Origin of the sequence: Accumulibacter sp. (genome assembly GCF_036625195.1) — a bacterium.
GTDB lineage: Bacteria > Pseudomonadota > Gammaproteobacteria > Burkholderiales > Rhodocyclaceae > Accumulibacter.
The window spans coordinates 3920466-3932311 of sequence record NZ_JAZKUG010000001.1; the positions used below are offsets into that span (position 1 = coordinate 3920466).

14 protein-coding genes and 2 pseudogenes are annotated in these 11846 nt (G+C 63.0%); 11 read left to right on the top strand and 5 right to left on the bottom strand.

The window, feature by feature from the left end:
• The first annotated feature begins 6 nt into the window (after positions 1 to 6).
• Both V5B60_RS17180 and V5B60_RS17185 read left to right on the top strand, forming a co-directional pair.
• Positions 7 to 1245: an L-serine ammonia-lyase gene (locus V5B60_RS17180; protein WP_332348544.1), complete on the top strand. Its 1239-nt coding sequence runs from the start codon at positions 7 to 9 to the stop codon at positions 1243 to 1245.
• Between the two features lie 240 nt (positions 1246 to 1485).
• Positions 1486 to 2145: an NAD-dependent epimerase/dehydratase family protein gene (locus V5B60_RS17185; protein WP_332348546.1), complete on the top strand. Its 660-nt coding sequence runs from the start codon at positions 1486 to 1488 to the stop codon at positions 2143 to 2145.
• Positions 2146 to 2345: 200 nt separating this feature from the next.
• Here V5B60_RS17185 and V5B60_RS17190 read toward each other — a convergent pair.
• Positions 2346 to 2549 (bottom strand): annotated as a pseudogene (locus V5B60_RS17190) (phage integrase N-terminal SAM-like domain-containing protein); the annotation flags it as partial.
• A gap of 266 nt (positions 2550 to 2815) precedes the next feature.
• Here V5B60_RS17190 and V5B60_RS17195 point away from each other — a divergent pair.
• The 7 genes from V5B60_RS17195 to V5B60_RS17225 all read left to right on the top strand — a co-directional run bounded on the left by V5B60_RS17195 (position 2816) and on the right by V5B60_RS17225 (position 5960).
• A complete protein-coding gene (locus tag V5B60_RS17195) occupies positions 2816 to 3181 on the top strand; it encodes a cupin domain-containing protein (protein ID WP_332348548.1) in 366 nt (121 codons plus the stop codon).
• A 78-nt stretch (positions 3182 to 3259) separates the two neighbouring features.
• On the top strand, positions 3260 to 3703 hold the full coding sequence (locus tag V5B60_RS17200) for a hypothetical protein (RefSeq protein WP_332348550.1): 444 nt from the start codon (positions 3260 to 3262) through the stop codon (positions 3701 to 3703).
• 73 nt (positions 3704 to 3776) lie between these two features.
• A complete protein-coding gene (locus V5B60_RS17205; protein ID WP_332348552.1) occupies positions 3777 to 4121 on the top strand; it encodes a DUF805 domain-containing protein in 345 nt (114 codons plus the stop codon).
• A 161-nt stretch (positions 4122 to 4282) separates the two neighbouring features.
• On the top strand, positions 4283 to 4456 hold the full coding sequence (locus V5B60_RS17210) for a DUF4160 domain-containing protein (protein ID WP_332348554.1): 174 nt from the start codon (positions 4283 to 4285) through the stop codon (positions 4454 to 4456).
• Positions 4428 to 4727: a DUF2442 domain-containing protein gene (locus tag V5B60_RS17215; protein ID WP_332348556.1), complete on the top strand. Its 300-nt coding sequence runs from the start codon at positions 4428 to 4430 to the stop codon at positions 4725 to 4727. The genes V5B60_RS17210 and V5B60_RS17215 overlap by 29 nt, the downstream gene beginning before the upstream one ends.
• 166 nt (positions 4728 to 4893) lie before the next feature.
• A complete protein-coding gene (locus V5B60_RS17220; RefSeq protein WP_332348558.1) occupies positions 4894 to 5286 on the top strand; it encodes an NAD-dependent epimerase/dehydratase family protein in 393 nt (130 codons plus the stop codon).
• Between the two features lie 233 nt (positions 5287 to 5519).
• The gene (locus tag V5B60_RS17225; protein WP_332348560.1) at positions 5520 to 5960 is read left to right on the top strand and encodes a hypothetical protein; all 441 of its coding nucleotides are present in this window, start codon (positions 5520 to 5522) and stop codon (positions 5958 to 5960) included.
• 507 nt (positions 5961 to 6467) lie between these two features.
• Here V5B60_RS17225 and V5B60_RS17230 read toward each other — a convergent pair.
• Positions 6468 to 7706 carry a hypothetical protein gene (locus V5B60_RS17230; RefSeq protein WP_332348563.1) on the bottom strand — a complete coding sequence of 413 codons (1239 nt, stop codon included), beginning with the start codon at positions 7704 to 7706 and terminating at the stop codon, positions 6468 to 6470.
• 988 nt (positions 7707 to 8694) lie between these two features.
• Here V5B60_RS17230 and V5B60_RS17235 point away from each other — a divergent pair.
• Together V5B60_RS17235 and V5B60_RS17240 are read left to right on the top strand one after the other, a co-directional pair.
• On the top strand, positions 8695 to 8964 hold the full coding sequence (locus V5B60_RS17235) for a BrnT family toxin (protein ID WP_332348565.1): 270 nt from the start codon (positions 8695 to 8697) through the stop codon (positions 8962 to 8964).
• Positions 8948 to 9247 (top strand): BrnA antitoxin family protein, encoded by a 300-nt coding sequence (locus tag V5B60_RS17240; RefSeq protein WP_332348567.1) that lies wholly within the window; start codon positions 8948 to 8950, stop codon positions 9245 to 9247. Before V5B60_RS17235 ends, V5B60_RS17240 begins: the two co-directional genes overlap by 17 nt.
• A 253-nt stretch (positions 9248 to 9500) precedes the next feature.
• On the opposite strand, the pseudogene V5B60_RS17245 reads toward V5B60_RS17240, so the two are convergent.
• From V5B60_RS17245 to V5B60_RS17255, 3 genes and pseudogenes are all read right to left on the bottom strand, one after another.
• A pseudogene (locus V5B60_RS17245) lies at positions 9501 to 9764 on the bottom strand (integrase core domain-containing protein); the annotation flags it as partial.
• A 321-nt stretch (positions 9765 to 10085) separates the two neighbouring features.
• Complete coding sequence (locus tag V5B60_RS17250; protein WP_332348569.1) at positions 10086 to 11072, bottom strand: 2-oxoglutarate and iron-dependent oxygenase domain-containing protein; 987 nt, start codon at positions 11070 to 11072, stop codon at positions 10086 to 10088.
• Positions 11050 to 11829 (bottom strand): nucleoside 2-deoxyribosyltransferase domain-containing protein, encoded by a 780-nt coding sequence (locus V5B60_RS17255; protein ID WP_332348572.1) that lies wholly within the window; start codon positions 11827 to 11829, stop codon positions 11050 to 11052. Before V5B60_RS17255 ends, V5B60_RS17250 begins: the two co-directional genes overlap by 23 nt.
• Positions 11830 to 11846: the final 17 nt, after the last annotated feature.

Below are 11846 nucleotides of genomic sequence, written 5' to 3' on the forward strand. Positions count from 1 at the left end.
AGGCCGATGAAGTCCCTGCAGGAACTCTTTCGCATCGGCCTCGGCCCCTCGAGCAGCCACACCATGGGGCCGCGCTTCGCCGCGACGGCGTTCAGCGCCGCCAACCCGACGGCGGCACGTCTGCGCGTCACGCTCTACGGCACGCTCGCGGCCACCGGACGGGGCCACCTGACTGACCTGGCGGTCAGCGCGCCGTTCTCGCCGACACCGGTCGATATCGTCTGGCTGCCTGAACAGTCGCTGCCGCGACACCCGAACGGAATGCAGTTCGAGGCGCTCGACGCCGGCGGCCGCGTCCTGGCGGCGCGCGTCGTTTACTCCGTTGGCGGCGGAGCCCTGCTCGACGAAGACGGGCAGCCCGACGGCGGCGGCGAGGTCTATCCGCATGCCGGCATGGACGCGGTTCTCGACGAGACCGAACGCGAGGGCCTGCGCATCTGGGAGATCGTCGAGCGCCACGAGGGTCCAGCGATCTGGTGCCACTTGGCCAACGTCTGGAAGAGCATGCAGCGGACGATTGCGACCGGCCTGAACGCGGAAGGGCGTCTGCCGGGAACGCTCAAGGTGCCGCGCAAGGCTTCCGCCTATCACGCCCGAGCGCAGAGCCTCGCCGGCTACTTCGGCCAGACAGCTCTGCAATTTGCCTATGCGCTGGCGGTGTCGGAAGAGAACGCCGCCGGCGGCGAGGTGGTGACGGCGCCAACCTGCGGTGCCTGCGGCGTGCTGCCCGCCGTCCTCTTCTTCCTGCAGCAGAATGCGCGGTTGCCGGACGAGAAGATCCATCGCGCGCTGGCGACGGCCGGCATGATCGGCAACATCGTCAAGCGCAACGCGTCGATCTCGGGAGCCGAAGTCGGCTGCCAAGGTGAGGTGGGCACCGCCTGCGCCATGGCGGCGGGCGCCGCCGCGCAACTCCTGGGCGCTTCGGTGCGGCAGATCGAGTATGCGGCCGAGATGGGGCTGGAACATCATCTGGGCCTGACCTGCGACCCGATCGGCGGTTACGTTCAGATCCCCTGCATCGAACGCAATGCCATCGCTGCTGTCCGCGCGGTCGATTGCGCCGCCTACGCCCTGCTCTCCGACGGTCACCACATCGTCTCCTTCGACGAGGTGGTTCGCACGATGTGGGAGACCGGCCGCGACCTCAAGGCGAGTTACCGGGAGACCGCACGCGGCGGCCTGGCCCGGATCCACGCCCTGCGCAGCAAGGGCTCCGGGCCCTTCCGCGGCATGGGCAGTTGAGCACCCGGTCGCGCGATGGTCCGCCGAGCGCCGCCAGCCGCCGGTTGCCGGCAACCATCGCGCAGCCGCCGCGATGAGCTGAAGCAGCTCCGACGCCGGTGCTTGCATCCGGACGCACCTCTGCTGCGTATGGATGACAGGAAAAGCTTCGCATCCGACGACTTGGGCCCCTGGCCCCTCCCACCCACGACGGACTGGCTGATGACGCTGACTCGACCTGCATCGACAGTCGCTACCACCATGGCAACGACCACTGGCGCCGTGGTGCTGACCGGCGGCACCGGTTATCTCGGCACATCCCTGGCGGAGCGACTGCTCGCCCGCGGACACCGCGTCCGGCTCCTGGTGCGCCGCGCCGCAGCGGGGCGCGCCGCGTCCGGCGCAGAGATCGTCGTCGGCAACGCGCTCGACAGCGTGTCGATCGCCAGCGCCCTGCAGGCCGGCGACACCCTCGTTCACCTGGTCGGTACGGCGCACCCCAGTCCAGCGAAGGCGGCGGACTTCGAGGCGGTCGATCTCGCGTCGATCCGCGCCGCGGTAGACGCGGCGTCGCGGGTCGCGATCGCCCACCTCGTGTACGTCAGCGTTGCGCAACCGGCACCCGTGATGCGCGCCTACGTCGCCGCCCGGGCCGCCGGTGAAGCGGCGATCGCCGGCAGCGGTGTGCGCGCGACGATCCTGCGTCCCTGGTACGTCGTTGGCCCTGGGCATCGCGGGCCGCTCATCCTGACGCCACTCTACGCCCTGGCCGCGCGTGTTCCGCACTGGCGCCCAGCGGCCCAGCGCCTCGGTCTGGTCAGTCTGGAGCAGATGACCGGGGCACTCGTCCGGGCAGTCGAAAAGCCGCCAGCATCCGCGCTGTCCATCGTCGAGGTGCCGGAAATCCGCGCCCCCGGCTGATCCCGCTTCCGCACTGCAGCCAGTCCACCTCCGCGGCGCCACCGGCGGACGAGCATCCGATCGCCAATGACCGCGTCTGGCGCGGGTCGACGCTGCTGCGCTGACGACTGTCGCATTTCTTGAGCTGCGGTCAGCGACCGGCGCAAACGCCGAAGGAAGATTTAGTGTACTGTCCCTGAATTGGGTGTCCCTGAATTGGGTAGCGCCTGTTTCTGCGTCGCCGAGGCGACGTGCCCTTCGACCGCGAAATGGCTGAGAAATGCCTCGACCTCGCTGGCTCCCATCTCGCGCGGGTGCCGCTTGTGGTGGACGAGCACGAAGCGCCGGACCCACTCGACATACTGCTTCTCGGTCCTTATGCTGTAGTGGCGCGAGCGAATCTGCGCGCGAACCTGATCCAGCAGCCTGGGTTGTGCGGTGTCAACCCCGGGCTCGGCTGGTTCATCTTCCGCCCGAGGGTGGTGGTTTTCCCGAATCGATGTGGTTGTTCATGCCCGGAGAATCCTTGAAAAACAGTACAATGCGCGAACATGGATGGATGATGCACTGGGTGATGGGTCGATATACACCGGCTCGCGCCCCGCAGGGCATCCGGGTCTACGCCAAATCTGGTGTAGACTGAACGTTGGGCAACATATTCGTCGGTTCTCCAAGCTCTCCGGAGTAATCCATGACCAAGTCCACCGCCACCTACTGGAACGTGTTGAGTCCGCAAGCACAGGAACGCTGGGCTCCGGTCAAAGGACTGGAAGGCATAGCTGAGGAACTGACTCTGAGCATTGATGAAGAGTCGGGCGAATACACGAAATTGACCCGCTTTCTTCCTGGCGCAGATACAACCGCCTTCGGCGGCAAGACCCATCTCTACCCCGAAGAAGTATTCATCGTCAGCGGTCGCCTCTATGACAAGGCGTTTGAAATGTGGCTGGAGGCTGGACACTATGCCAGTCGGCCTCCTGGGGAACTTCATGGCCCATTCAAAACCGATGTCGGGTGCGTAGTGCTGGAAATATCGTTTCCCAATCGTGTTGGTTAGCCAATGTCGCCCAACCCATCTTTCCACCGGATCTGCGCGAACAGCCGCGCAGGCCGGTGAATTCAGACGTTGTGCCTCATGAAACCCCGCGTTCTGAGCTGTCTTCTTGCCGCCGTTGTCGCCCCACTTGGTATTCCGTTCACGAGCGGATGGGTATACTTTGTGCTGCATGAGTGGTTTGAACCTCATGTTTGGGGCCTTCCACCGCTGCAGTCACTGATCGGCGTCTCGATCAACAGCACGGTTGTGGGTTATGTTTTCACTTGGCTCTACGGGCTGCCGCTGGCTCTTGTTCTCCGGCAGGTGAAGCGCTACCGCGTCAGCTATCTACTAGCGGCAAGTACTCTTCCGGCGCTGACTCTCCCCTTTTGGCAGACGGGCTGGAAGATTTCCGTTCTGCCCGTATTCCTTGCCGGGGCATCCACCGCGTATGCCTTCTGGCTATTGACGCAATGGAAGGCACAACCCGGCAGTCAAGCGGACCTGCGCAAGAAGCCGCGCAGCCCCTCATCTCTGCATTAGGTTGCGGAAGCATGGCCTCGGTTTCAGGTAACCTTAGCTATTGTAGTGAGGCAAACAGATAAGGAGAAGCGCAATGCAAAGCTTGCTTTTTTCGTTCGAAGGCAGAATAAGCCGCAAACCATTTTGGATGTTTATGCTGGTAGTTATTGCAGGTTCATTCCTCACTACCGTAATTGATATGGCAACCACGAAACAGGAAACAGGTGCGGCGTCTCTATTGTTCATATTGATAGTTCTATGGCCTTCGTTAGCGATCCAAGTAAAAAGATGGCACGATAGAGATAAATCTGGATGGTGGGTGCTGATTAATTTCATTCCAATCCTCGGGCCTATATGGGCCCTTGTTGAGACCGGGTTTCTCACGGGAACAGAAGGTAGTAACCGCTTTGGTGATAACCCATTGAAACAAACAACCTAACAAGGCAAATGCACTCGGCCAGCAAGAAGCACCGCTCGTTCCTCGCTCTGTTTTCTTGCCGCCGGCGGTTTGCGACGTTGGCCGCGAGAAGACACCATGGCCCCGACCGTTGTCCGCGACGGTTCTTTAGGCTCTTCTTTCTTTCACGCGAAGAGCCTCGAATGCACATCCATGTGGCCCACTCACATGGGGAGACCAAGTTCTGGCTGCAACCGAGTCTGACGCTGGCCAACCATACCGACCAGTCCAAGCAGGAACTGGCCTACGCTGAGCGCGTCGTCGCTCGTCACCTTGAGGAGATCATGGATGCCTGGCACGAACGTTCCGGCGGCTGAAGTGACCCACGTCTCCATGCACGGTTTCTGGCTGGTTCTTGGCGATGAAGAGCTTCTCTTGCCGTTCTCCGAATTTCCCTGGCTCCGGCAGGCCACCATCGAACAACTGACCACCATCGAATGGCCAAGCCCAGACCACCTGTATTGGCCGCTGCTGGATGTGGATTTGTCCGTTGCCTCCATCCGACACCCGGAAGATTTCCCCCTCGTCTCGGCAGTATCGGCTGGCCCTGCGCTCCAGCCGGACGCCCCTCAAGGAGCGCGCCGCTGAGCTTCGCGCATTTCGCTTTTCGCATTTCGGTGACAGTATTGTCAACTCTTGGTCACGCCGACCCTCTGGCCCGTCGGCGCCTTCGGCAGCCGGGCGGGCGCTTGGGCCGTACCGGCTCAAGCAGCGCCGACGCCGGTGCTTGCATCCGGACGCCCCTCTGCTGCGTATGGATGACAGGAAAAGCTTCGCATCCGACGACTTGGGCCTCTGGCCCCTCTCACCCACGACGGACTGGCTGATGACGCTGACTCGACCTGCATCGACAGTCACTACCACCATGGCAACGACCTCTGGCGGCGTGGTGCTGACCGGCGGCACCGGTTATCTCGGCACATCCCTGGCGGAGCGACTGCTCGCCCGCGGACACCGCCGTCCGGCTCCTGGTGCGCCGCGCCGCAGCGGGGCGCGCCGCGCGTCCGGCGCAGAGATCATCGTCGGCAACGCGCTCGACAGCGTGTCGATCGCCACCGCCCTAAAGGCCGGCGACACCCTGGTTCACCTGGTCGGTACGGCGCACTGTCGGCGCCGGCGTGAAATTGGTCGCAAGTGGACGGGTTGAAAGTGGACTCCGGCTCTGGCACCTAGCGAGAAGGAAAAGCACGCGCTTTCAGTGCTTTACTGCGCCTTGACACGTGGCACTGTGGGGCCTCGCTCGGACGCGCTTCAGGATGTTCCACGACATCCTGAAGTACACCGAAGAAGGGCCACACAGCGAAGCAAGATACAAGATTTCCAATTTGCATGGACGAAGAAGATCCAGTTTCGCATCGTCACGTTTGAACCGCTTTCAGAATGGCCGCGACAGCGCACCCCAGTCCAGCGAAGGCGGCGGAGTTCGAGGCGGTCGATCTCGCGTCGATCCGCGCCGCGGTGGACGCGGCGTCGCGGGTCGCGATCGCCCACCTCGTGTACGTCAGCGTTGCGCAACCGGCACCCGTGATGCGCGCCTACGTCGCCGCCCGGGCCGCCGGTGAGGCGACGATCGCCGGCAGCGGTGTGCGCGCGACGATCCTGCGTCCCTGGTACGTCGTTGGCCCCGGGCATCGCTGGCCGCTCATCCTGACGCCACTCTACGCGCTGGCTGCGCGTGTTCCGCACTGGCGCCCGGCGGCCCAGCGCCTCGGTCTGGTCAGTCTGGAGCAGATGACCCGGGCACTCGTCCGGGCAGTCGAAAAACCGCCAGCATCCGCACTGGCCATCGTCGAGGTGCCGGGAATCCGCGGCCCCGGCTGATCCCGCTTCCGCCCTCCAGCCAGTCCACCTCGGCGGCGCCACCGGCGGACGAGCATTCGATCGCCAAAGACCGCGTGGGGCGGGTCGACGCTGCTGCGCTGACGACTGTCGCATTCCTTGAGCTGCGGTCAGCGACCGGCGGAAACGCCGGAAGAAGATTTCGTGTACTGTCCCTAAATTGGAATTGGCCACTGTGCTGATGACCCCGACAGCCCATTCCCGATGCGTTCGTGGAGGCGTCATCAGCCACTTGGGAGAACATCCAAATCCGAAGGCAATGTTGTGCTCGCCTTTGGGAGCCGGTTGCCTGTGCGATACCATCTAGGTGATCCCCATGTGGTGTCCACTGACATCAAGGACCTGCATCATGCGAGGCGACGCCACCCCTTTTTAGTCGTGGACCGCTTGCGCCAAGAACACAACCCGCCCGAAGAGATCTGTGGTCAGGTCGCTGAGGCCGTGAACAATCTGGTCTGCACCACGGGGCCGGGAGGGATCGAGGGGGACTCAGTCAGGCAGACGGTACTTCGCTCGTACAATAAATGGATGCCGCACTCGAAGCCTCCTTTCAGGAACGTCTTCGAAATCGAGTGCTCGACCCGCTGCCACCCGCGCACGAATCCTTTCCGTGTCCCGCGGCCTCACGTCGCTTTCCGTCACCCTGATGACTTGACGGCGTCCGCTAACGGGAATGTGTAACAACTGGTCATGTTGAATATGTCTTGCTCGGAAGAACCTTCGCATATCCAGGTCGATAGGACTCAGTCTCTCTGGCCCACTGATCGGTTGGATCTCGACCCTAGGACGTTCCGCAAATAAGGCTTCACTCGTGCTGGAAGGAGCGCTAATGTAGAGAACAGCTTGAGTGGTCACATTGCGAGTAGGTTGGCCTGATGGAAGCAGCGCCAAAACGCCCTCCTGCTCAGCGATGTTAAAGTCTGCCGCGCTCCATGCTGCGGTTGTTCCTGAACCTTTGGCATTTGGGTTGGCCGCAGTGAAATTCACACCTGTCAGCGTCCCAGAAAATGCGGCCGTAGGATTCGCGTCTTGCCAGCCGTGCCGCAGGGCCTGGCGCGGATAGAGAAACAACCGAACTGGTGCTGGAGCGGAAAGTAGTCCGTCGAAATCCGCAGAGTCTAGACACAGGTGAATGCGGCATGGAAGGTTGCGATCGGGGGTCAGCTCGCCCTCTGCGTGGATGACTAGGATGTCTTCGCGTTGAGCATCGTTGTGGGACGAGACGTCAGGATCGTATGGCGTTGCTTCACCCCGGCATGCGCTAAGATGCCCCAACGCGTCTACAAAAGGCTTGTCGCAACTGGTACCGTGAAGCAACACCGCGGCCTCACAGTTGCCACCCTGCGTTGCATTGCCCGTTAGATTGTGGCTACCTACCCAAAGCCAGCATTCTTGCCCTGACCGAGCATAGACCACCTTCGAATGCATCAAGGGTGTTCCAGCCTTGTTCTCGTATGGGGCCGTGGCTCCCCAATGCACAAAGAGATTTTCTGGGATCGCCTCATAAAGCTTTGAAAGCTCGGCGTAATCAGTCGGCGGTGCAGACGAGACTACGACGAAAGAGTCCCGCTTCTTCAACCGAGGCACTTGTCTTGTTAGCAGAGCCACGCCTGCGGCGGAACAGAAAGCAATCGCTATGGCAAGCTGGTCACTTCCCCTATTCATGACCGATTCCATAGTATTCCGAGCGCTCTTCCGAGGATTCTCAGCAAAGAAATCAATATCCATACGCCTGACCTAGCTCCTCTTGTCTGCGCGATGCTCAATTTTCTACGCATTGTAGACCCCGATAGCGGGGACGCCGACACATTAAGTCAGGCTTTTCCGGCACCCGACTGTTACGTTTTCCTCTCCCCGAGGGCTGAGGCGCTCGGTCATCCCGCGCACGGAGAGGACTTGAGACGCGGCCAGTCCTGAAGAAGGCTGGGACACTTCGGGAGCAGGGAGGGCTGGAGAACCTCTGCTATCGTGGGAAGCTTGACGAGCGCCCGGATAGAAAGGAGCCCAGCCCATGCGCCGAATTGTAGCCGGCATCACCTCGCTTGAGGAACATCTGGAGATGATCCGGCAGAAGCCGGAGGCCTATCGACCGCTGTCGTGCCCGCACTGCGGGATCAAGCAGTTGCGTCAGCACGGGTACTACTACCGGCAAGCCGATCGGCGCGCGCAGCGGCCTCGGCTCGACCCAGTGCCGATCTGCCGTTACCGCTGCGTCGGTTGCCGTTGCACCTGTTCGCGCCTACCCGAGTGCATCGCCCCACGGCGTTGGTTCCCCTGGTCGGTGCAAGAGCAATTCCTGTCGCCCCGGATCGGCGCCCCTCCTGCCGGATGCGGTGAGCAAGATCAGCGTCCCATGATCGAGTCATCCCGGAGCGGCGGCAGACAGTGGGGGCCCCGCCCGGGCGGGGCCCCCACACACTTTGCAGCTGGCATGGACGCGGCGATTGCGCTGTGATGGCGACTTCCTTTTTTCACGAGGAGTCCCCATGAACGAAATCTCCTAGGAGGATGTCTGTTGGCGGTAGCTTTGAATGTCATTGCCTCGAAGTTAGAGAAGCTGATGTGAAACATAACGTTGCAGTCGAGAGGGACAGCCACAAGCTGCGCTGGGGTTCCCTGCGCCTCGCTCAGGCTGCCCCTCACTTCGACGTTCGGCCCCATAGGCGGGAGCCATCACGCGCCTTGACAGCCGCCTTTTGTGTAGCTACATTAATGCATGCGCATCGAGTTCGACTCGGCCAAGGACGTCTCAAACCAATCCAAGCACGGCGTCTCCCTAGCCGTGACTGCCGAACTCGACTGGGAAGCTGCGTTGGTGTGGATCGATGAACGGTTCGAGTATGGAGAGACGCGAATGATCGCGCTCGCTCCGAAAACCGAGACCCTCTATTACGTGGCGTTTGTAGATCGTGGCAACGTGCGAAGAATCATCAGCCTCCGCCGCGCCAATCGTCGCGAGGTCAAATACTATGTCCAAAATTTCTAAGCGTCCCGCCGTTCGTATGCCGACGGCAGAGGAAGACAAGGCCATAACTGCGGCGGCTCTGAGCGATCCCGATGCTCAACCGCTTACCCCCAGGCAACTCAAGGCCATGGTTCCCCTGGCTTCCGTTCGTGGCCGCCCCAAGTCCGCGAACAAAAAGTTGCTGGTGTCAGTGCGTTACAGCCCGGAGGTCATTGCCTATTTCAAGTCTACCGGTGAGGGTTGGCAGTCCTTGATGGACAGCGTTCTCCGCAGGTACGTCGCGCGTCATTCTCGTAGCGCGTAACCATGTGGCCGAACCCTACGCTCGAGGGGACTGCTGGCAAGCTGCGCTCTAACCAATCACCCCCCCACTGAAATCGCGGGCAAAGGCGGCATCGGTAGTCCTTGGCGGCCGGACTGAAGGGCGGCGGTGAGGTAATGCTGAACCGGTACCCTCTCGATGGACGCCAAGAAGCGGGGAGCGTTATCCACGGACGGCCGGTTCGGTCGCTTGCGACGAACCGCAAACCGGCCGGCGGTGCGTAACGCGGGGCTGCTCACTGCGATTTTGCTCCCGCGCTGGTCGGCGAGGGGGTGCCGGACCAGCGCTGCTCGAAAGCCGCTGGCGACAGTTTACCCAACGACGAGTGACGGCGTTCCGTGTTGTAGAAGCCGATGTATTCGACCAGAGCCTGCTGGGCCTCGGCGCGAGTCCGGAAGTGCTCGCTGCGGACGCACTCGACCTTGACCGCGCCATTGACTGATTCCATCGGTGCGTTATCCCAGCAGTTGCCTTTGCGACTCATCGAGACGGTGATCCCTCGCGCATCCCTAGATCAGAGTTGCTCCGCGCATTTCGGTGACAGTATTATCAACTCCGGGTCACGCCGACCGTCTGGTGCGTCGGCGGCTTCGGCAGCCGAGCGGGCCCTTCCGCAGCATGGGTAGTTGAGGACCCGGCTGATCCCACTCCCGCACTCCAGCCAGTCCACCTCGGCGGCACCGCCGGCGGCCGAGCATCCGATCGCCAATGACAGCGTCGGCCGCGGGTCGACGCTGCTGCGCTGGCGACTGTCGCATCCGTTGATCTACGGTCAGCGACCGGCGGAAACGCCGAAGAAAATCAGTATACTGTCCCTGAATCAAGACAAACACCGGGGGTCGTGGCACCAGCCGCCCAGTCCCTTCCGCCGCCACTCGCTTTCCCCGAAGACGAAGGCTTCGCAGGCTGCCCCCTGCGGCACGACCCGGTGGATGTGTTCCTTTTCCGGGGCGTGCGGCGCTATCGGCGCGGGCGGCGTCACCAGCGGCTCGATGCGGGCGTCGAGCGGCGGATTGATGAAGGCCGGGACGGAAACGCGCTGGCGCGTCGCCGGGCTGATGACACGGTGCGGCGCCGCCCGGAAATGACCCCGGCTCTGGATTTCGAGCAGTTCGCCGACGTTGACCGCGAGGATCCCGGGCTGCGGAGGAACCGGCCACCATTCGCCGTTGCGGTCCTGCACTTCGAGTCCACCGGTCGAATCCTGCAGGAGGATGGTGATCCAGCTCCAGTCGCAATGCGCGGCGACACCGTTGCGCTGGCTTCGAGCCGGCTGGACATGGTAGGAAATCAGCTTCAGCAGCAGGTACGGCGGCTCGTCGGAGAGTCGTTCGAAATGCCGTGGAGGCAGGCCCAGGCATTCGCCCAGGGCGTCCAGCAAGAGAAAACCGAGCCCCTGAACCGCTGCCATGTAGCGCAACAGCGTGCTGGCAAACGCTGCATCGGGCCAGGGATTGCCACCTGCCAGGCGGTAATGGTCCGGCTTGCCCGGCGACCATTCGCCTTCCGGCCATTCCGCAGCGAAATGAAGCTGCTCGCGCCAGTCGCGGCTGTTCTGCATCCGGGAGAAGCCGCGATGATTCGTCGAACGACGGATGTGCAGGCGCTCCTTGTCGGCCGCCGGGCGAGCGAAGAAAGCGGCTGCATCGGCCAGCACCGCACGCCACAGCTCAGCCGGGATGCCGTGATTCTGCAGCAGCAGGAAGCCCTCGTCGCGGCACGCAGTGCCGAGCCCGCGCACGAAGGCCGCGCGCGCGGGCGCGCCCGCGGCAATCCCCGCAGCGTCAAGGGTGACCGGATGCGGCATCGGCCGGCAGCTGGAAATGCGGGTCGAAAACCAGCCGGCCGTCGAGTCGGAAACACTCGCGCAACTCGTGCTCCTCCCAGGTGAGCGCAGCTTTGAGCAGCGTCCGCACGACTTCGTCCGGCGTCGCTGCGCGCTCGATCAGCCAGCGGCGCCCGAGCATCGTCTCGGTGGCACCGCTGCGGGAATTGCGCTCCGCCTTGCTGATGCGCACGCTGAGATGTCCGGCAATGGCCTCCGGGACGAACGCATAGCCCGGCAGCGAGACCCGCCGCAGGACGGCCCCCAGCCGGTCGAGGTTGAGTTCCCCTGCCGCCTGCCGCGCCAGCTCGATGGCGTGCGCCGTGGCATCGGCGACGCTGGCAAAGACCGCGACGCCGTGCTTCTCTGCCATGGCGCGCAGGAAGACGCGGCCGCGGTTGATGTCGTCGATCTCCCGGCGTGCCAGCCTCCTGCCATGCAGTACCGCGTCATCGGGGAGATCGGTGAGGGCGAGCGCCAGTCTGCCCCGCTGGCCGATGCGGTAAGCGCACTCCGCGACACTGGCGACGCCACAGGTGGACTCGTTGACGACGAACAACCAGACGTCGGCGGCGGATCGGGCTTCCATTTCGGCGTACTGATGGGCCGGGGTCCACTCGCCCTCCGCCAGTTGCGGGTCGTGGAAAGTGATGCCGGCGGCACGCAACAGCGGGATGGCGACATCCGCCCGCCAGGTGGTCGTTCCGCAGGCACCGCCGAGAAAAACCTGTACAGACATGGTGGACCTTTCAGTGA